Annotated in this window: 21 protein-coding genes; 8 read left to right on the top strand and 13 right to left on the bottom strand. The window is 71.4% G+C overall.

Annotated elements, in window-relative coordinates:
* Window positions 1-28 precede the first annotated feature (28 nt).
* Complete coding sequence (ygfZ, locus tag P1Y20_RS08980; RefSeq protein WP_304448327.1) at window positions 29-1,114, bottom strand: CAF17-like 4Fe-4S cluster assembly/insertion protein YgfZ; 1,086 nt, start codon at window positions 1,112-1,114, stop codon at window positions 29-31.
* Window positions 1,115-1,197: 83 nt separating this feature from the next.
* Entirely contained in the window at window positions 1,198-1,494 is a 297-nt protein-coding gene (locus P1Y20_RS08975; RefSeq protein WP_304448326.1) for a DUF6432 family protein, read from the bottom strand.
* A gap of 82 nt (window positions 1,495-1,576) precedes the next feature.
* Here P1Y20_RS08975 and P1Y20_RS08970 point away from each other — a divergent pair, with 82 nt between their 5' ends.
* Together P1Y20_RS08970 and P1Y20_RS08965 are read left to right on the top strand one after the other, a co-directional pair.
* A complete protein-coding gene (locus tag P1Y20_RS08970; protein WP_304448325.1) occupies window positions 1,577-2,467 on the top strand; it encodes a DUF7093 family protein in 891 nt (296 codons plus the stop codon).
* 24 nt (window positions 2,468-2,491) lie between these two features.
* Complete coding sequence (locus tag P1Y20_RS08965; protein WP_304448324.1) at window positions 2,492-2,872, top strand: DUF5611 family protein; 381 nt, start codon at window positions 2,492-2,494, stop codon at window positions 2,870-2,872.
* Here the strand turns inward: P1Y20_RS08965 and P1Y20_RS08960 are convergent.
* The 8 genes from P1Y20_RS08960 to P1Y20_RS08925 all read right to left on the bottom strand — a co-directional run bounded on the left by P1Y20_RS08960 (window position 2,869) and on the right by P1Y20_RS08925 (window position 12,693).
* Window positions 2,869-3,642 carry an ABC transporter permease gene (locus tag P1Y20_RS08960; protein ID WP_304448323.1) on the bottom strand — a complete coding sequence of 258 codons (774 nt, stop codon included), beginning with the start codon at window positions 3,640-3,642 and terminating at the stop codon, window positions 2,869-2,871. The two genes, P1Y20_RS08965 and P1Y20_RS08960, sit on opposite strands and share 4 nt — an antisense overlap.
* Window positions 3,639-4,619: an ABC transporter ATP-binding protein gene (locus tag P1Y20_RS08955; RefSeq protein ID WP_304448322.1), complete on the bottom strand. Its 981-nt coding sequence runs from the start codon at window positions 4,617-4,619 to the stop codon at window positions 3,639-3,641. The genes P1Y20_RS08960 and P1Y20_RS08955 overlap by 4 nt, the downstream gene beginning before the upstream one ends.
* 129 nt (window positions 4,620-4,748) lie before the next feature.
* The gene (locus tag P1Y20_RS08950) at window positions 4,749-5,105 is read right to left on the bottom strand and encodes a cell division protein SepF (RefSeq protein ID WP_304448321.1); all 357 of its coding nucleotides are present in this window, start codon (window positions 5,103-5,105) and stop codon (window positions 4,749-4,751) included.
* A gap of 107 nt (window positions 5,106-5,212) precedes the next feature.
* Window positions 5,213-6,295, bottom strand: coding sequence for a geranylgeranyl reductase family protein (locus P1Y20_RS08945; protein WP_304448320.1), 1,083 nt, complete (start codon window positions 6,293-6,295; stop codon window positions 5,213-5,215).
* Window positions 6,296-6,339: 44 nt separating this feature from the next.
* Window positions 6,340-7,326: a WD40/YVTN/BNR-like repeat-containing protein gene (locus tag P1Y20_RS08940; protein WP_304448319.1), complete on the bottom strand. Its 987-nt coding sequence runs from the start codon at window positions 7,324-7,326 to the stop codon at window positions 6,340-6,342.
* A 120-nt stretch (window positions 7,327-7,446) separates the two neighbouring features.
* On the bottom strand, window positions 7,447-8,478 hold the full coding sequence (locus P1Y20_RS08935; RefSeq protein ID WP_304448318.1) for an NAD(P)-dependent alcohol dehydrogenase: 1,032 nt from the start codon (window positions 8,476-8,478) through the stop codon (window positions 7,447-7,449).
* A gap of 83 nt (window positions 8,479-8,561) precedes the next feature.
* Window positions 8,562-11,504: an excinuclease ABC subunit UvrA gene (uvrA, locus tag P1Y20_RS08930; protein ID WP_304448317.1), complete on the bottom strand. Its 2,943-nt coding sequence runs from the start codon at window positions 11,502-11,504 to the stop codon at window positions 8,562-8,564.
* A 148-nt stretch (window positions 11,505-11,652) separates the two neighbouring features.
* Complete coding sequence (locus P1Y20_RS08925) at window positions 11,653-12,693, bottom strand: Gfo/Idh/MocA family protein (protein WP_304448316.1); 1,041 nt, start codon at window positions 12,691-12,693, stop codon at window positions 11,653-11,655.
* Between the two features lie 79 nt (window positions 12,694-12,772).
* Here P1Y20_RS08925 and P1Y20_RS08920 point away from each other — a divergent pair, with 79 nt between their 5' ends.
* Window positions 12,773-13,354: an LURP-one-related/scramblase family protein gene (locus tag P1Y20_RS08920; RefSeq protein ID WP_304448315.1), complete on the top strand. Its 582-nt coding sequence runs from the start codon at window positions 12,773-12,775 to the stop codon at window positions 13,352-13,354.
* 33 nt (window positions 13,355-13,387) lie between these two features.
* Window positions 13,388-13,624: a glycine zipper domain-containing protein gene (locus tag P1Y20_RS08915; RefSeq protein ID WP_304448314.1), complete on the top strand. Its 237-nt coding sequence runs from the start codon at window positions 13,388-13,390 to the stop codon at window positions 13,622-13,624.
* A 3-nt stretch (window positions 13,625-13,627) separates the two neighbouring features.
* On the opposite strand, the gene P1Y20_RS08910 is transcribed toward P1Y20_RS08915, so the two are convergent.
* Entirely contained in the window at window positions 13,628-14,017 is a 390-nt protein-coding gene (locus P1Y20_RS08910) for a DUF7475 family protein (RefSeq protein ID WP_304448313.1), read from the bottom strand.
* A 99-nt stretch (window positions 14,018-14,116) separates the two neighbouring features.
* Between P1Y20_RS08910 and P1Y20_RS08905 the strand changes: the two genes are divergently transcribed.
* Window positions 14,117-14,674, top strand: coding sequence for a metal-dependent hydrolase (locus tag P1Y20_RS08905; protein WP_304448312.1), 558 nt, complete (start codon window positions 14,117-14,119; stop codon window positions 14,672-14,674).
* Here the strand turns inward: P1Y20_RS08905 and P1Y20_RS08900 are convergent.
* Entirely contained in the window at window positions 14,652-15,476 is an 825-nt protein-coding gene (locus P1Y20_RS08900; RefSeq protein WP_304448311.1) for a CDP-alcohol phosphatidyltransferase family protein, read from the bottom strand. The genes P1Y20_RS08905 and P1Y20_RS08900 overlap by 23 nt on opposite strands.
* Before the next feature lie 94 nt (window positions 15,477-15,570).
* Window positions 15,571-16,308 (bottom strand): SDR family NAD(P)-dependent oxidoreductase, encoded by a 738-nt coding sequence (locus P1Y20_RS08895; RefSeq protein WP_304448310.1) that lies wholly within the window; start codon window positions 16,306-16,308, stop codon window positions 15,571-15,573.
* A 77-nt stretch (window positions 16,309-16,385) separates the two neighbouring features.
* On the opposite strand from P1Y20_RS08895, the gene P1Y20_RS08890 reads away from it, so the two are divergent.
* The 3 genes from P1Y20_RS08890 to P1Y20_RS08880 all read left to right on the top strand — a co-directional run bounded on the left by P1Y20_RS08890 (window position 16,386) and on the right by P1Y20_RS08880 (window position 19,033).
* Window positions 16,386-17,276, top strand: coding sequence for an SDR family oxidoreductase (locus tag P1Y20_RS08890; RefSeq protein ID WP_304448309.1), 891 nt, complete (start codon window positions 16,386-16,388; stop codon window positions 17,274-17,276).
* Between the two features lie 40 nt (window positions 17,277-17,316).
* Complete coding sequence (locus P1Y20_RS08885) at window positions 17,317-17,988, top strand: TIGR00266 family protein (RefSeq protein WP_304448308.1); 672 nt, start codon at window positions 17,317-17,319, stop codon at window positions 17,986-17,988.
* Between the two features lie 73 nt (window positions 17,989-18,061).
* The gene (locus P1Y20_RS08880; RefSeq protein ID WP_304448307.1) at window positions 18,062-19,033 is read left to right on the top strand and encodes an ROK family protein; all 972 of its coding nucleotides are present in this window, start codon (window positions 18,062-18,064) and stop codon (window positions 19,031-19,033) included.
* The last annotated feature ends 4 nt before the right edge of the window (window positions 19,034-19,037 follow it).

The following is a 19,037-nucleotide window of genomic DNA, read 5'->3' as shown; positions in this document are numbered from 1 at the left end:
TATAAGTCTTGATGGCCGTTCCGACGGTTCACTCGGGGTACGTCGGGAGGCGCGCCGAGCGAGCGCTCCCCTCGACGAACGGCAGCGAGACGACCCGTGCGGTGCGCTCTTCGCCCCCGACGCGGACCGTCGGGTCGCCGTCGAACTCGAAGGGGACGTAGGCGAGTGCGGCGGGGCCGCCGTAGCTCTCGGCGTCCGCGCCCCGCGTTACCTCGCCGACCGCCGCGTCACCGTCGAAGACGGCCGCACCCGCCTCCGGGACGGCGTCGCACGCGAGGCCGACGAGGCGCTTCGAGGGGCGGCCGACGTTCTCGACGCGCGAGACGACCTCCTGACCGACGTAACAGCCCTTCTCGAAGTCGAGGGCGTTTCGAATCCCCGCCACGTTCGGGATGCGCCCGCGCAGTTCGGTGTGGTAGAGCGGCGTCCCGGCCTCGAGCGTGAGCGCGTTCCACGTCTCGTAACCGAAGGGGACGGCGTTCATCCCGCGGGTGAGGAGCGTGTCGAACACCTCGGGGGCGGCGTCGGCGGCACAGACCACCTCGTACCCCTCCTCGCCGGTCGAGGCGTCGCTCGCGACGACGGTGACGCCCACGTCGGCCATCGACCCGCGGACGAAGGCGAGTTCGGGTTCCGGCGCGCCCGCGTGGTTGAGGACGCTCGCCACCTTCTCGGTCGCCATCGGCCCGTGGACGCCGAAGACGGCGAGGTCGTCGGTGGCGACGCGAACCGAGACGTCCTGGATGAACGTCTTGCCCGCCCAGTCCTCGCGCACCTCGCTCGCGCGGTCGGGCGGACAGAACACCAGCAGGCGCTCGCCGGCGTTGTAGACGTAGAGGTCGGCCTCGATGCCGCCCTGGGGGTCACAGAGCAGGCAGTAGACCCCGCGGCCGTCGTCGTCGGGGACGCGGTTCGAGACGGCGTTGTCGACGAACTCGACGCGGTCCTCGCCGGTGACCTCGAGGATACCGTAGCCGAGTTCGATGACGCCGACGCCGTTGCGCACGGCGCGGTGGGTCCGGTCGGTGCGGCCGTAGGTGGCGACGACGCGGCGGCCGCCGTGGTCCGTGAACGTCGCACCGTGGTCGGCGTGGACGTCCTCGATGACGGTCATCGTTCGGTCTTGGCCGCGCCGCCTGATGACGCCTGCGGTTCCCGGGACCGGCGGGTGCGGTCGGACGGCTCCCTCCGGGGCGGTCAGAACGGGAGGCGGTCGCGCAGGCGCTCGACCAGCGACGGTTCCGCCTCCTCGTCGCCCTCGGGGACGACGTGCGCGGCCGGTACGAGGACCACGCGGTCGTTCGAGCGGGTGTCGGCCTCGATGAGGCCGTCGGTCTTCAGCGTCGTGAGCGCGTCGTCGAGGGCGTCTATCTCCGCGTCGACGCGGGTGCGGAGTTCGAGGACGGTCATGCCCTCGCTCCCGCGCTCGACGAGGGCGTCGAGCACCGCGACCTGGGTCGCGTCACGGTTCCGGAACTCACGCTTTGCACGCATAGGCCCCGATAACACGCGACGGCTCTTAACCTGTCCCCCGGAGAGGTACGCTTATACGTCCGACGGGGTGTAGTTCCCGACAATGGCTCTCAAATGCTCGTTGCTCGGGCACGAGTTCGGCGACGCCGAACTCGACCGTGAGCGCGAAGAACGCGGGAGCGAAGTGGTCACCTCGGTCCGCGAAGTCGTCGTCTGCGAGCACTGCGGCGCAGAGCGGGTCATCTCGGAGAACACCGAGGTCACCGCCGTCGTGGACGAGGACGTCCTCGACGCCGGTGACGAACCCGGTGAGGGGGAAACGGACACGGACACTGACACGGACATTGACACGGGGACGGACGCCCCGAGCGACCCCGAGGCCCCCGACGAGGCCGACGGTCCAGACGGCCCCGACGACGGGAGCGAGGACCCGCCGGACCCCGCCGAGGAGGACGCCGTCATCCTCACCGACGCGCCCGAGGAGCGCGAGTACGGCGAGTGGCCCGCCGAGGAGGGCCACGGCTACCGCCCGTGGAACCCCGACGAACTGCTCTCGGAGGCCCGGCGGGACGACGACGGCCCGACGGTCGCGGAGGCGGCCGGGCTCGACCCGGAGGCGGTGGACGCCGACGCCGGTGCCGACGCCGCCTCCGACGCGCTCGCGGACGACGCGGACGACCCCGACGGTACGACCGACGCGAACGCCGGGACGGTCGAGGACACCGGGGCGGCGTCGCCGACCGGGGACACGGGCGTCGAGGTGCTGACGGGCGGTCCGGACGAGGCCGACGACCCGGGGTCCGACCCGGACGTCGACGCCGACCTCGCCCCCGGCGTCGAACCCGCCGCCGGCCCCGCCTCCGACCCGGACGTGACGTACGTCTGCGGGTCCTGTGGCTACGCCGTCGAGGCGTTCGCCACCTCGCTCCGGGCGGGCGACGCCTGCCCCGAGTGCCGGGTGGGCTACCTCGGCACTGCTGAACGGAATCCCTAAACCTCCCCTCACCTACTGACTGCCATGCGCGAGTACAAGATGCGACGCGGCGAACACCTCGAGGAGCGCGTCCCGGACCTCGAGGCGAAGATAGCGGAGACGTTCGGCCCCATCACGACCACCGAGGAGTACAAGGGCAGCGACCTCCACGTGGTCGAGAAACCGGACAACCCCGTCTTCACCCGCATCGTCGCCGGCGCCGTCGAGTACAGCGGCAAGAAGGACACCCTCGCCGTCGAGTTCGAGGAGGCCGACCCGGCCGACCTCTCGCCAGACGACCTGGAGGCCGCCGGCGAGGCCGTCTCGATGAAGAACACCTTCCTGCTCGACTGCACCGGCCGCGACGCCAAGAGCCGCCGCGAGTCGATGAAGAACGCGGTGCAGGACGACGCCCCCGACGTCTAATCGACGAGTCCGTATCCTCGCTTGAACAGCGCCACGTCGACCGCCAGCACGGCGAGCGCCAGCGCCGTCAGGACGGCGAGCGACAGGTTCGGGTCGAGTTCGGAGTAGCCGAGGACGCCGTAGCGCATCCCGTCGACCATGTAGACGAGCGGGTCGAGCAACGAGAGCGTGAAGTACGGTTCCGGCAACACGGACAGCGAGTAGAACACGCCACCGAAGAACACCAGCGGTCGGAGGATGAACTGCGTGAGGACGGTGAGGTAGTCGAAGTCCCGCGCCCAGAGGCCGCCGATGACGCCCAGCCCCGAGAACAGCACGGGGATGACGACGGCGAACCCGAGGAGGTAGAGCGGTCTGGCGGGCACGACCGGCGCGAACAGGTAGCCGATGGCGTAGACGAGCGCGCCGACCAGCAGGCCGCGCAGGGAACTCGAGAGGACGTACGCGAACACCATCGCGGTGTACGACAGCGGCGAGGTGAGCGTCTCGTTGATGTACTCGTTCCAGCGGCCGTGGAAGATGGAGAACGAGGCGTTCTCGAAGGCGTTCGACACCACGCCGAGTACCACGAGCCCGGGGAGGACGAACTCGATGTAGCCGAAGTCGCCGCTCACCCCCGAGAGGCGCGAGCCGAGGATGACGCCGAAGACGGCGAAGTAGAGGACGTTCGTGATGGCCGGCGGGAGGAACGTGTTCCGCGGCCGGCGGACGAACCGCAGTATCTCCCGGCGCAACAGGGAGCGAAAGCCGGTGAGGCCGGACGGACTCACGCCGTCACCTCCGCGCGCTCGGGTTCGCCCTCCCCCTCCCCCTCGCCGTCGCCGCCCTCCTCGTCGCGTCGGGTCAACTCGACGAACACCTCCTCGAGGGAGGCCCGGCGGATGGACACGTCGACGACGCGCTCGCCCGCGCGGTCGAGCGCCCGGAGCACGTCCGGGGCGACCCGCCCCGCGCCGGCGGCCTGAACGCGCAGGACGTCCCCGTCCCACTCGACGCCGGAGATACGCTCGTGGTCGAGCGTCGGGCGGGTCGCCGGCGGCCCCGCGAGCGTGACGGTCAACTCGTCGGTGCCGCGTGCCCGGAGGTCGTCGGGGCTCGCCACCTCGACGCGCCGTCCGCTGTCGACGATGGCGACGCGGTCACAGAGGCGTTCGGCCTCCTCGATGTAGTGGGTAGTGAGCAGGACGGTGGTCCCCTCGTCGTTCAGCCGCTGGACGAGGTCCCAGAGGTCGCGCCGGAGTTCCACGTCCACGCCGGCGGTCGGTTCGTCGAGGATGAGGAGGTCCGGGTCGGAGACGAGCGCCCGCGCGATGACGAACCGGCGCTTCATGCCGCCGGAGAGCCAGTCGAAGCGGGTGTCGCGCTTGTCGTAGATGCCGACCGTTCGGAGGGCGTCCTCGGCGCGCTCGCGCGCCTCCGCGGGCGGGACGCCGTGGTAGCCCGCCTTGTGTTCGAGCACCTCGACGATGGGGAAGAAGCGGTCGACGTTGAACTCCTGGGGGGCGAGGCCGATGGCGTCGCGCGCCTCGCGGTAGTCGGCTTCCACGTCGTGGCCGAACACCTCGGCGGTGCCGCCGGACGCGCGGGCGAGGCCGACGAGGACGTTGATGAACGTCGTCTTGCCGGCGCCGTTCGGTCCGAGCAGCCCGAAGAACTCCCCTTCCTCGACGTCGAGCGAGAGCCCATCGAGCGCCCGGACGTCGCCGTACTCCTTGCGGAGGTCACGGACACGGATGGCCTGTGTCATCGTCCGAAACGAGACGAGGGCGGCGGATAAGGCTGCTGAAGGCGGGGGTACTCGCTGTCTCGTCGTCCGTCGGGAGCGGCCGATGCGCGGGAGCAGAGTGAGAGACGGGGCAGTCGCGCGGGCCGCGCCTCAGAGTTTCGTCCGGCTGATGGTGACGTCCGTGGGGGTGATGATGAGCTGGTCGTCGTCCTTCTGGACGATGTCGCCGCCCACCTCGCGGGCGACCTGCTTCAGTTCGTCCGTGATGTGTTCCATCGTGCGGTCGGAGGTCGTGTGACGGGTGATGTCCGCGATGACGAGGTCGCCGTCGTAGATGGCGTCCTTGATGGCGATGACGTCCTGTTGCCCGCCGATGCTGGCGATACGCACCTGCATCCCCGAGGCGTCCGACTCGACCTCCGTCTCGAAGTCGTCCAGGTCGAGTTCGACGTACTCGTCGGTGCTTCGCGTCCCTGTTCCCCCCATCAACTTGTCCATCAGACCCATAGCACGGGAGGGGGTCGGGGCGACAATAATTCTTGCGTCAGACGATTTCGCCGCGAAACGGGGCGACGAGGCGTCGTCGCGGCCGTTCGACCGCTCTCGCCCGCTCGCTACCGACCGACGAACGCGCGTAACTGCTCGCGCGAGAACAGCGTCGAGGGCTCGTCCATGTGGACCGCTATCTCCCCCGAGAGCGTCCGAAGCCCGAGTTTCTGGACCGCCTTCGGGACGGAGTAGCCCAGCCGAACGAGGTGACCGAGGCGTATCTCGTTCCTGAGGTCGTCGCGCCACGCCCGCTCGTAGTCGCCGAGCGTCTCCGGGCGCTCGGGGTCGACGGTCCGGGCCGCGTGGTCGGCCGCGCGCATCCCGTAGAGGATGCCGCCGCCGGTGAACGGTTTGGTCTGGGCCGCCGCGTCCCCGACGAGGAGGCTCCGCCGGCCCGTCACCCGTTTCGGCGGGCCGATGGGGATGAGCCCCGAACAGCGACGGTCCAGGTCGGCGCCGTAGGCGTCGCACAGCGCGTCGAACCGGCCGGAGACGTCGTCGCCGGGCGCGCACGCGAGGCCGTACTCGACGCCGCCGTCGCCGCGCGGGATGCGCCAGGCGAAGAACCGCGGGACCGTCAGGTGGACGTCCACGAAGTCCTCGCTATCGGGGTCGGGGTCGAACCCGAGGACGCCGTGGAGGAACTCCCCCGGTTCGGGGAGGCCGCAGTCGCGGCGGACCCGCGAGCGCGGCCCGTCGCAGCCGACCACCACGCGCGCCTCGTGGGTCTCGACGCCGTCCGGCCCGGAGACGGTCACCACGACGCGGTCACGCTCCTCGGAGACGTTCGTGACGGTGTGGCCGTCCCGGACGTCCGCGCCCGCGTCGCTCGCCGCCCGCGCGAGCGTCCTGTCGAGACCGACGCGGTCGACGGCGTTCGAGATGACCTCGCGCTTGTAGAACGCCTCGCCGGGCGTCTCCGGTCCCCCGAGGTGGAAGCGCGCGCCGTAGATGTCGTTCTGGAAGAGGTCCGCGCGCGCGCCCTCGGGGACGTACTCCCAGAGGTCGAGGCTGACGTGGCCGGAACAGGCGAGGGGCTTCCCGATTTCGCCCTGCTCGAAGACGAGCACGTCACGGCCCGCCTCGGCCGCCCGTCGCGCGAAGCGCGACCCTGCCGGGCCGGCACCGACGACGATGAAGTCGTGCATTACTCCCGTTTCCTCACGACGGAGTGAATACTTCTCGGTTCGGCTCAGACGAGTCGCAGGGCGCGCGGCGCCTGGCGCTCGTAGCCCGGTTTCCAGGGCCACACCTGTCCCATCCACGTCTCGCCTCCGTCGACCGAGCGGAACAGCCCACGGTTCGTGAGCGCGTAGAACTCCCCGGGCGCGCCGGCGGCGAGCACCGGTCTGAGGAGCCCCGACGCCTCGGGCAGGCCGTCCATCGAGCGCTCCCACCTCCCCTCACCGACCCGCCGGTAGACGTACGTCTCCGCGCGGCCGGGCGTGTGTGCCGTCCGGGCGCTCCGGGCCGACGAGAGGAGGACGGTCTCGGCGTCGGGGTCGACGGCGACGCTCCAGCAGTAGCGGTGTTCCAGACCCTCCTGCGGGTGGGTCCAGGTGTCGCCCCCGTCGGCCGTCTCGGCGTACCCGTCCCCGGCGGCCACCCACGCCCGTCCCGGTGCGTCGGGGTGCGTCGCCATCGAGTGGGTGTCGCGCCGACCGGAGGGGACGCGGTCGAGCCACGTCTCGCCGCCGTCGGTCGACCGGACCAGCGCGCCGGCCTCGACGGCGACGTACAGTCGAGCGTCGGTCGGGTCGACCTCCAGCCAGCGGACGTGGTGGGTGTGCGGGCGCGGCGGGAACGACCACTCGGAGGCGGAGGGGAGGTCGGTCAGCCCCTCGCGCTCGGTCCACGTCTCGCCGCCGTCGGTCGACCGGAACACGCGACTCGGTTCCGTCCCCGCCCACACCTCGTCGGGGTCGACCGGCGAGACGGCGAGGGCGGTCACCCGGTCGGGGAGGGCGTCCTCGCCGACGCGCGTCCAGGTCTCGCCGGCGGTCGTCGAGCGGTGGAGCCCCGCCTCGCCCGTCCCGCAGAGGACGCGCTCGGGACGCTCCGGGGCGGCCGCGAGACACCGGACGCTCGGGTCTGGCGTCCGGTCGGTGACGTGCCACTCGCCCGGGTCGCCGTCGGCCACGAGCACGGTCGACCCCAGCGCGGCGTAGATACGACTCATCGCTAGTCAGTCGCACGCGGGCCGGAAACCCCTGTCGACGCGAGCGACCCGAGGGCGAGACGGCGTCGCTCGACGGCGCGACGCGCGTCGAGTTCGTCGACGGCCAGTACCGCTCGCTACTCACCGTCGAGTTGTAACCTCGACCAGCCCCTTCACCGTCTCGGGGTCGCGCGCCCGCTCGAACGCCGACCCGAGGTCGGCGAGGGACGCCTCGAAGTCCACGAGCCCCGCCACGTCGACGCTCCCGTCGGCCAGCAGCGAGACGGCCGCCGGGTAGGTGTCGCGGTACCTGAACGACCCCCGGACGTCTATCTCGTCGTCGACCAGCGCGAGCGTGTCGAGCGACGCCGTCGACTCGCTGGCGAGGCCGACCAGCACCACCCGCCCCCCGCGACGGACGCAGTCGAGCGTCCCCTCGATTGCCGAGGGCGCGCCCGACGCCTCCACGACGACGTCGACGCCGAGACCGTCGGTGTGCGCCGCGACGGCCTCGGTCAGGTCAGCCGGGTCGACGGTCACGTCCGCACCGCGGGCGCTCGCCAGGTCGCGCTTCCGGTCGACGGGGTCGGCGACCAGCACGTCCGTCGCGCCCGCCGCCCGGGCCACGTCGGCGACGAGCAGGCCGATGGGCCCCGCCCCCGTGACGAGGACGCTGTCGCCCAGTCCGACCGCGCCGCGCCGACAGACGTGGATGCCAACCGAGAGCGGTTCGCAGAGCGACCCCTCGCGGGTGCTCACGCTCTCGGGGAGGCGGTAACAGTAGTCGGCGGGCCACGCGACGTACTCCGCGAACGCGCCGTCGTCCGGCGGCGTCGCCATGAACGTCACGTCCGGACAGAGGTTGTACTCGCCGCGCGAACAGTACGCGCAGCGCCGGCAGGGGACGCCCGGTTCCATCGCCACGCGGTCGCCGGACGCGAGGCCGGTGACCCCGCGCCCCGTCTCGACCACCTCGCCCGCCGCCTCGTGGCCGAGGACGAGCGGCGACTCGACGACGTAGTCGCCGATGCGGCCGTGTTCGTAGTAGTGGACGTCGGACCCGCAGATACCCACCTCGCCGACGCGGACCAGCACCTCGTCGGCGTCGGGGACGGGTCGGTCGCGCTCGCGGTACTCGAACTCGCCCGGTTCGGTGAGGACGGCGACCTGCATGGCTCGGTCGTCGTCGCCGTCGGCAAAGGTCGTTGTGCCGCCGCGACGTGACCGTCACGCGCGGTCGGTCGCGGCGTCGCCGGTCAGTCGTCGCTCGCGGCTGGCGTCGCCGGGCGGTGCGCGCGCGGCCCCTCCAGTTCGACGCCCGGCAGCAGGTCGCGGAGGTAGCGCCCCGTGTGGGAGTCCTCGTTCGCCGCCACGTCCTCGGGGGTCCCCTGCGCGACGACGGCCCCGCCCTTCTCGCCGCCCTCGGGGCCGAGGTCGACGACGTGGTCCGCGTTCTTCACCAGGTCGAGTTCGTGCTCGACGACGGCCACCGTGTTGCCGCCGTCGACGAGGCGCTGGAGCACGTCGATGAGTTTGCGCTCGTCCTCGGAGTGCAGCCCCGTCGTCGGTTCGTCGAGCAGGTAGAGCGTGTCGCCGGTGTCCTTCTTCCCCAACTCCTCCGCCAGTTTGACGCGCTGGGCCTCACCGCCGGACAGCGTCGTCGAGGGCTGACCGAGGCGCATGTAGCCGAGGCCGACGTCGCGGAGCAACTGGAGGCGCCGGCGGATGCCGGTGTGGCTCTCGAAGAACTCGTAGGCCTCGTCGACGTCCATCCCGAGGACGTCCGCGATGGTCTTCCCCTTGTAGGTGACGTCGAGCGTCTCGTCGTTGTAGCGCGCCCCGCCGCACTCCTCACAGGGGACGTAGACGTCCGAGAGGAAGTTCATCTCTATCTTGACGGTCCCCTGCCCGCCGCACTCCTCGCAGCGCCCGCCCTTGACGTTGAACGAGAAGCGGCCCTTCTCGTAGCCGCGCTGTTTCGAGAGCTTCGTCTCGGCGAACAGCTCGCGGACGTAGTCGAAGACGCCGGTGTAGGTCGCGGGGTTCGAGCGCGGGGTGCGCCCGATGGGCGACTGGTCGATGAGCCGCACGTTCTCGATGTCCTCGATGCCCTCGATGTCGTCGTGGTCGCCCGGCGCGACGTCCGTGTCGTTCATCCGGCGGACCAGTCCCTTGTACAGTATCTCGTGGAGGAGCGTGGACTTCCCGGAGCCGGAGACGCCCGTGATGGCGGTGAACGTCCCCAGCGGGAGGTCGACGTCGAGGTCGCGGAGGTTGTGCTGGCGCGCGCCGCGGACGGTGAGCGTCCCCGTCGGCTCGCGTCGCGTCTCGGGGACGGGTATCGACCGCCGACCGGCGAGGTAGTCGCCCGTGACCGACGCCTCCGTCGCCATCACCTCCTCGACGTCGCCGTTGACGACCACCTCGCCGCCGCGCTTGCCCGGGCCCGGGCCCATGTCGACGACGGTGTCGGCGCGGTACATCGTCTCCGTGTCGTGCTCGACGACGACCAGCGTGTTCCCGAGGTCGCGAAGCTCCTCGAGCGTGTTCAGCAGGCGGTCGTTGTCGCGCTGGTGGAGGCCGATGGACGGCTCGTCGAGGACGTACAGCACGCCCACCAGTCCCGACCCGATCTGCGTCGCCAGCCGGATGCGCTGGCTCTCGCCGCCCGAGAGGGTGGAGGCCTCCCGGTCGAGCGTGAGGTAGTCGAGGCCGACCTCGCACATGAACCCGAGGCGCGCGCGTATCTCCTTCAGTATCTCCTCGGCGATGGTGCGCTCGCGGTCGGTGAGGTCGGCTTCGAGGTGTTCGAAGTGGCCGAGCGCGTCGCCGATGGAGAGGCGGTTGACCCCGGTGATGGCCGTCCCGTCGACGAGGACGGCGCGCGACTCGGGCTTGAGGCGGGTGCCGTCGCAGGCCGAGCAGGTCGTCGCGGCCATGTACCCCTCGATGTGCTCGCGGGCGCGCGAGCTGTCGGTCTCGACGTAGCGCCGTTCGAGGTTCCCGACGACGCCCTCGAAGGGCTGTTCCTTGCGGCGGATGCCGTTCTTCGTGCTCCACTTGAACAGCACGTCCTCGTCGGTCCCGTGGAGGAAGGCGTCCTGCACGGCCTCGTCGAGGTCCTCGAAGGGCGTCGAGAGCGAGACGTCGAAGTGCGCCGCCACGGAGTCGAGTTGCCGGCGGTAGTACGACCGCGAGTAGCTCCACGGCTCGAAGACGTCCTTCAGGGGCTTCGAGGGGTCGGTGATGACCAGGTCCTCGTCGACCTCCTTGGTGACGCCGATACCGTCGCAGGCGGGGCAGGCGCCGTGGGGGCTGTTGAACGAGAAACTGCGCGTCTCTATCTCCGGCAGGTCGATGCCGCAGTGCGTGCAGGCGAGGGCCTCCGAGAAGGTGACGACGAGGCGGTCGTCGCCCGCGCCCGCGAGGTCGCCCGTCGCGCGCGTCGTCGCGCCGCCCAGTTCGACCCCCTCGGGGGGGTCGGGGAGGACGACCTTCAGGGTGCCGTCGGCCTCCTCCAGGGCCGTCTCGACGCTGTCGGTGATGCGCGAGCGCGCCCCCTCGGACACCTTCACGCGGTCGACGACGACGTCGATGGTGTGGTTGTAGTTCTCGTCGAGGTCCGGGCGCTCGACGGTGAGGTCGTACTCCTCGCCGTCGACCTCGACGCGGGCGTAGCCCTGCGCGACGAGGTCGTCGAAACGGTCGGCGAAGGCGCCCTTCTGGTCGCGCACCACGGGCGCGGCGAGCTTCGCGCGCGTCCCCTCCGGGAGGTCGAGGATGCGCCGCACCATGTTCTGGGCGCTCTGCTCGCCCACCTCGCGCCCGCACTCGGGGCAGTGAGGCGTGCCGACGCGGGCGTACAGCAGGCGGAGGTAGTCGTGGAGTTCGGTGACCGTCCCGACGGTCGAGCGGGGGTTGTTCGCGGCGTTCTTCTGGTCGATGGAGATGGCCGGCGAGAGTCCCTCGACGGCCTCGACCTGCGGCTTGTCCATCTGGCCGAGGAAGTTCCGCGCGTACGCCGACAGCGACTCGATGTAGCGGCGCTGGCCCTCCGCGTAGATGGTCTCGAACGCGAGCGAGGACTTCCCCGACCCGGAGAGCCCGGTGACGACGGTGAACGACTCCCGTGGGATGGTCACGTCGATGTCCTTGAGGTTGTGCTCCTCAGCCCCACGGACCTCGATGAACTCCTTCATCGTGTGGGCCAAGAGGGCGAGGGGTGAAACCCTGTCGGTCTGCACGTGCCGCGGGTGCGGCTGCGGCCCGCCAACGCCCCGGAGACGCCTGTTTACACGACTCACTCGGCGGGAAACAGCACCGACCCGGAACCCCTCGCGGAGGGGTTCAGCGCCCCGTTCGCGTCCCCACCGCGAGGTCGGCGTCGACGTCCACCCACGCCCCGTCCTCGCGGGCGGACTCGTAGGCCGCCTCGGTGACGGCGGTGACGCGCACCCCGTCCTGAACCGTCGCGGGCGGCGGGCGCTCCCCGCGGACGGCCGCGACGAACGCCTCGCCCTTGTCCCGGACGGCGCTGTGGTCGACGAACGGGCGGTGTTCGCCGCTCTCGGCGTCTATCTCGAGCAGGTCGCGCGGCTCCCACTCCCGGCCCGAGAGGTAGAGCGCGCCGTCGTCGTCCCAGCCGTGGATGTGCTCGCGGGTGCAGGGGGCCGCCCCGAACGTCGAGACGGAGGCCGTCGCCCCCTCGGCGAACCGTATCGTCAGGTCGGCGCGCTCGTCGACCCGGCGCTCGTCGTCGACGAACGACATCCGCGCGGAGACGGCCGTCGGCGTCAGCCCCGTCGTCCAGAGCAGCGCGTCGAGCAGGTGACTGCCCGTGTCGTAGAGGTACCCCCCGCCGCTCAGGTCGGGGTCGAGGCGCCAGGTACCCTCGAAGCGGTCGACCCAGTCCTGCGTGACCTCGGCGGTCAGCCACCGCGGGTCGCGCTCGGCCCAGCGTTCGCGCGCCGCGACGAACGCCGGGTTGAGGTGGCGCTGGTAGCCGACCATGAGCGTCCGGTCGCTCGCCTCGACCCGGTCGCGCACGTCGAGGGCGTCGCCGAGGTCGGTCGTCAGCGGTTTGTCACAGAGGACGTGGAGGTCGGCGTCCAGCGCGTCGACTATCTGCTCGTAGTGGAGGGTGTGTGGCGTCCCGACGACGACGGCGTCGAGCGGCGCCTCCGCGAACATCGTCCGGTAGTCGGTGTACCGTCGCTCCCCGGGGACGCCGAAGGTGTCGCCGGCACTCGACAGCGCCGCCCCGTCGACGTCGGTGACGGCCGTCACGGTCGCGCCGGGGTGACCGTGGAGCTGGTCGCCGACGCGCGTCCCGATGAAGCCGGTGCCGAGCAGGCCGATGCGAAGCGGGCTGGTCGCTCCTGTGCTCATACGCACGCGACGACGAGCGGGACGAAGTGACCTTCGGCACCCCTCTGATTTATTACGATATCGGGGACTATCACCGCCCATGAGCGAACCGAGCGCGCGCGACGTCGTCGGCGGTGTCGACCTCTCGGACGACAACTACGTCGTCAGACAGAGCCTCGTCCGGAACAAGTACGCGGTCGAGGACTCGTCGGGACGGACCGTCCTGCGGGGCAAACAGAAGCTGTTCAAGGTGAAGGAGGACTTCCCGTTCACCGACCCGGACGGCGACGTCGTCTTCCGCATCAAGGCGCGGAACCTCCTCGACGTGGCCGGCGAGTACGCGCTGGTCGACGAGCGCAGCGGCGACACCTTCGGCGTCATCGAGAAGGAGTTCACGCTGTTCAAACACGCCTACACCCTCCGGAGCCCCGAGGGCGAACGCTGGGCGCGCATCGAGAGCGAGAGCGCCGTCGTGATGGCGCTGAAGAGCCTCTCCGGTATCTTCGGCCTCCTGCCACACACCTACACCGTCACCGGGGCGGACGGCGAGGTCGTCGGGACCATCGAGGAACGCTTCTCGTTGCGTGACGTCTACGACGTGACTATCGGGGAGACGGGCGACGTCCCCCGGGAGGCCATCGTCGCCGCCGCCGTCGCCATCGACGCGCTGGAGGAGAACTGACGGGATGCCGTCGCTACCCGCGGGGGTGACGGCGTGCGTACCGACGGCTCCCGCGACGCGAACAATGCGAGCGACCCGGACGACACGGGCGACGCCGACGAGGAGTCGGCCCTCGCGACCGGGATGGGCCTCGGCATCGCGGTGGGGGTGGCTATCGGCGCCTCCGTCGGGGCGGCGACGGGGGACATCGGTCTCTGGCTCCCCGTCGGGCTGTCGTTCGGCGTGGCGCTCGGCGTGGCGTTCGGTGGTGCGTTCGGCGCGTCGGACTAGTCCCTACTCCTCCCGGCTGATGAGCACGAACAGCAGGACGATGAGCACGAGCTGTGCGACCTTGTCGACGACCTCGATGGTCCCCACCTCGGCGAGGGTCTGGCCCGTCCCGACGTAGTTCAGCCAGTACCAGAGCGGCACCTGGACCGCGGTGAACGCGACGCCGGCGACGTACACCAGCATCCGGCGGTAGTCGACGAGCACGAGCGCGATGCCCGCGAAGAAGCCGATTCCAGCGAGGAGGAACGAGATGCCGAGCGGTTCGGGCGCGAAACTGACGCCGAGGACGAGGTGGATGACGCCGGTGATGGCCGCCAGCGCCATGGCGAGCCAGTGCACTCCCGAGAGGGTCGCGGTGTCGAGCGCGAACCGGTTTGCGGTGGTCGTGGCCATACCGTGACAGTACGGCGCACACGTTCATGAGGGTATCCCTCGCGGCGGTGTCTCGCCGCGGCGGCGGCTACTTACCCGCACCCTCCGTAGGTCCGCCCGATGATGGTGACCACGCACGCCGCCGTCGGCGTGACGCTGGCCTCGTCGCTGGTCGTCCTCGCACCCGAGTTCGCCGTCGTCGGCGCGCTCGCCGGCCTCGCCGGCGGCGTCCTCCCCGACCTCGACCTCCTCGTCGGCACGCACCGCCGGACGCTCCACTTCCCCGCGCTCTACTGGGTCGGCGCGCTCCCCGCGCTGGCGTGGGCCGCGCTCGCCCCGTCGACGGCGAGCGTCGCGGCCGCCTGCTTCCTCCTCGCGGCCGCCGTCCACTCCCTCTCCGACGCCGTCGGCGCGGGCGAGGAACTCAGGCCGTGGGAGCGGACGACCGACCGGGCGGTGTACCTCCACCCCGCCGGCCGGTGGCTGCGCGCCCGGCGCTGGGTGCGCTACGACGGCGCGCCCGAGGACCTCGCGCTCACCGTCGGCTTCGCGCTCCCCGGCATCGTCCTGTTCGACGGGGCGGTTCGCTACCTCTGTCTCGCCGGTGTGGCGCTCGCCGCCGTCTACGCCCTGTTCCGAAAGCGCGTCCCGGACCTCATCGAGGGGACCGTCCGCTGACGGCCAGCCAGTCGCGGGCGAACCCCGCGAGGAACGGGACCATCGCGACGGTGGCGAGCAGGGTGGTCGTCGGTGGGCCCAGGACGGGCGAGAGCGCGAGCGCCACCACCGCCATCTGGACGCCCGCCAGCGGCCGCCGGACGGGACTCTCGGGCAGGTCGTGTATCGGGAGCCCCCGACGGCGCCGGACGAACAGGGCCGCGAGGAAGACGTAGCGCGCGGCGCTCACGGCGAGGTACCACACCGGGAGCTGGCCGTAGCGGACGGCGAGGACGGGCGCGACGAGCAGGCCGACGGTGTCGAAGGCCATGTCGAGGCGTTCGCCGAGGAGCGTCGTCCGTCCGTAGCCCCGCGCGACGCGGCCGTCGACCTGGTCGAGCAGGGCGGCCGCCCCGTACAGCGCGCCGGGCGCCCACGCGAGCGCCCCGACCGGTCGCGGGAGGAGCAGGAAGCCGGCGACGGCCGCGAGCGCCAGTCCCCGAACCAGCGTCAGGCCGTTCGCGAGGCCGAGCGTCGGCAGCAGGGGGGCCTCGCGGGTCGTCCGGTTCGCGTCGAGGCCGCGCCACAGCAGGGAGGCCTCGACGACGAGGACCGCCCCGGCGCCGAGTATCCACCAGAGGCCGGTCACGGGGGTCCGAACCGCCGCGAGCGCCAGCGCGCCGCAGACGATGACGGCGACGCCCGCCCCCACCGCGAGCGTCCAGCGACGCCGGAGGCGGTCGGCCGGTCGCCGCGCGCCGCCCGGAGCGCCGTGTGTACGGTGTGTCGGTGCGTCGGAGTCCATGTCGTCGAGGGTTGCCATTGAGTACGAGTGCGGCGTGGTGGTCGGACGCGAGCAGGTACAGGTGTCACACTACGGGCGCGGGGACCCTCAACCTATCCCCGGTGCCGACCGGTCAGACCGACTCCGGGAGCCACCCGCCGTCGACCTCGACGTTCTCGCCGCTGACGTACTCGCTCCCCTCGTCGCAGAAGAACAGGAGCGCCTGGTGCAGGTCGGCGTAGGTCGCCCACCGACCCCGGGGGGCGTCCTCGGGGAACTCGTCGGAGTTCTCGACGACGTACGGCGAGAGGGCGTTGACGGTGACACCGTCGTCCTGCGTGTCGGCCGCGAGCATCCGTGTGAACATCAGGACGCCCGCCTTCGCCACGAAGTACGGGAAGTTCTTCGGGCTGACCAGCCCCTTCTCCGCCGAGGCGTAGCCGACGTTGACGATGCGCCCCCACCCCGCCTCGCGCATCGGGCCGAGCGCGCGCTTCGAGCAGAGGACGGTCCCGTTGAAGTTCGTCTCCAGCACCCCGTTCCACGCCTCCCAGTCGATGTCCGCCCAGTGACTCGGCGCGAACCGGCCGACGTTGTTCACGAGGACGTCGACCGACCCGAGGTCGGCCTCGACCGCCGAGAACACCTCGTCGACCGCGTCGGGGTCGGTGACGTCGCCCCCGACGGCCGTCGCCGCGACGCCCGACTCCCGCGCCGTCGCGGCCACCTCGCGGGCCGCCTCGTCGCTCGTGTTGTAGTGGACGGCCACGTCCGCGCCGCGCTCCGCGAGCGCGAGCAGGAACGACCGACCGATACCCGACGCGCTGCCGGTGACGAGCGCGGTGCGACCCGAGAGGTCCGGCTGAATCATACGTCTCGTTCGGGCGGTCGGGTGATAGCTCCCCCGCAGGCGCGACCGTCTTCCCCCGCCGTCGCCTCCGGCGTGCCATGAGTGACCACACGCGCGAGGGAGGCGACGAGCGACCGCTGGCCGGGCGCGTCGCCGTCGTCACGGGCGCGAGTCGTAACGCGGGGCGGGGTATCGCCGTCGAACTCGGCGCGGCGGGTGCGACCGTCTACGTGACGGGCCGGAGCGCCGGCGACCACGTCGCCACCGACCTCGGGACGGGGACCGTCGACGAGACGGCGCGACTCGTGGACGAAGCCGGCGGCGAGGGTGTCGCCGTCCGCTGTGACCACACGGACGACGGACAGGTGGCGGCGCTGTTCGAACGGGTCGCCGCCGAGCGCGGCGGCCTCGACCTGCTGGTGAACAACGTCTGGGGCGGCTACGAGGGCTACGACGAGGAGCCGTTCGACGCGCCGTTCTGGGAGCAACCGATGGACCGGTACGACCGGATGTTCGACGCCGGGGTCCGGGCGCACTTCACGGCGAGCGCGCACGCCGCACCCCTCCTGGGTGCGGGCGCGCTGGTGGTCAACACGACGGCGTGGGACCGCGACCGCTACCTCGGGGCGGTCCCCTACGACGTCGCCAAGCACGCGGTCACCCGGATGGTCTACGGGATGGCGCTCGACCTCCGCGAGCGCGGCGTGACGGTGCTGGCGCTCGCGCCGGGGTGGATGCGCACCGAGTACCTCCGCGAGCAGTACGGCGTCGACGACGCGACGGCCCACGAGCACCCCGACCTGGCGCGCACCGAGTCGACGCGCTACGTCGGCCGGGCGGTGGTCGCGCTGGCGACCGACCCGGACGTCGCCGAGAAGAGCGGCGAGGTGCTCCAGACGGGAGCGCTCGCCGGGGAGTACGACTTCGTGGACGTCGACGGCCGTCGGGTGCCGCCGTTTACGTTACCGAGCGACGACCGACTCGACTGACCGGGGGGAGATTTATGCTCCGTGACGAGAGAGTCGGCGTATGCGTCACGACATCGACTACAGCCCCTCCTACAGCCTCCTCACGCTCCACCTCGACCGGGGCGAGGCGGTCCGTGCGGAGGCCGGCGCGATGGTCAGCTACGGTCCCGGCGTCGACATCGAGACGCAGGCGCGCGGCGGCCTGCTCGGGTCGCTCAAGCGCAGCGTCCTCGGCGGCGAGAGCTTCTTCCTCAACACGTTCTCGGCGCAGGAGTCGACCGAGTTGACGCTCGCACCGCCGCTCCCCGGCGACGTCGTCGCCCACGAACTCGCGGGCGAACCGCTGTTCGTCCAGTCCGGGTCGTACCTCGCCGGCGACGAGGACATCGAGATGGACACCGAGTTCGGCGGCGGCCGGACCTTCTTCGGCGGGGAGGGGCTGTTCCTCCTGCGGCTGGAGGGGCACGGCCAGGCCTACCTCTCCAGTTACGGCGCCATCCACGAACGCGACCTCGCCGCCGGCGAGGAGTACACCGTCGACACGGGCCACATCGTCGCCTTCGAGGGGTCGACCGGCTTCGAGGTGGAGCGCGTCGGCGGGCTGAAGTCCACGCTCTTCTCGGGCGAGGGCCTCGTCTGTACGTTCACCGGCCCCGGCCGAATCTGGCTCCAGACGCGGAGCGAGGACGCCCTGCTCTCCTGGCTCGTCCCGAAACTCCCCTCGAACGAGTAGCCGGGTGAAGCGTTTACCCGGAGTCGAAATAATGTCTTGACTTTTAAGTGCGGCGAGCGTGCCTATCCGCACAATGGCCTACTACGTGGGCGTCGACCTCGGGGCGACGAACGTCCGGGCGGTCGTCGCCGACGGCGAGGCGACGGTACTGGGGCGGGGCCGCGAGGTGACGCCCGACGGTCCGACGGGCATCGCGGTGACGGAGGCGGTGCTCTCGGTCGTCCGGGCGGCGTGCGACGACGCCGGCCTCGCACCGGCGTCGGTGTCGGCGGCGGCCGTCGCGTCGTTCGGTCCCCTCGACCTGACGGAGGGCGCCGTCGTCGACCCGGCGAACCTCCCCGAGTCCATCGACCGTATCCCGCTGACGGGACCGCTCTCGAACCTCGTCGACACCGACCGGGTCTACCTCCACAACGACACGAACGCGGGCGTCATCGGACAGCGCTTCTTCAGCGACCGGAACCCCGACGACATGGTCTACCTCACGATGTCGTCGGGCGTCGGCGCGGGCGTCAGCGTCGACGGCCACGTCCTGCGGGGGTGGGACGGCAACGCCGGCGAGGTCGGCCACCTCACCATCGACCCCGACGGGCGGATGACCTGCGGTTGCGGTCACGACGGCCACTGGGAGGCGTACTGCTCGGGCAACAACATCCCCCGCTACGCCCGGTACGTCCACGAGGCCGACGACGTGCCGACCGACCTCCCGCTCTCCTCTCCCGAGTTCGACGCGCCGACCGTCTTCGAGGCGGTCGAGTCGGACCCCCTCGCGGCCGAGGTGGTCGAGCGCGTCGGCCGGTGGAACACCCTCGGCGTGGCGAACGTCTGTCACGCCTTCGCGCCGCTGGTCGTCTACGTCGGCGGCGCCGTCGCGCTCAACAACCCCGACCTCGTCCTCGACCCCATCCGCGAACACCTCGCCGACGAGGTGATGGTGAACGTTCCCGAGGTCGAACTGACGACGCTCGGCGACGACGTCGTCGTCCTCGGGGCGCTCGCGAGCGCCCTCACCGGCGGGACGGGCGACCGGCGCGCCCTGGAGTGAGGCC

It is taken from the genome of Halomarina ordinaria (assembly GCF_030553305.1).
GTDB classification, from domain to species: Archaea; Halobacteriota; Halobacteria; order Halobacteriales; family Haloarculaceae; genus Halomarina; species Halomarina ordinaria.
The sequence above is the reverse complement of the archived record's forward strand: the minus strand, read 5'-3'. Positions and strand labels throughout refer to the sequence as shown.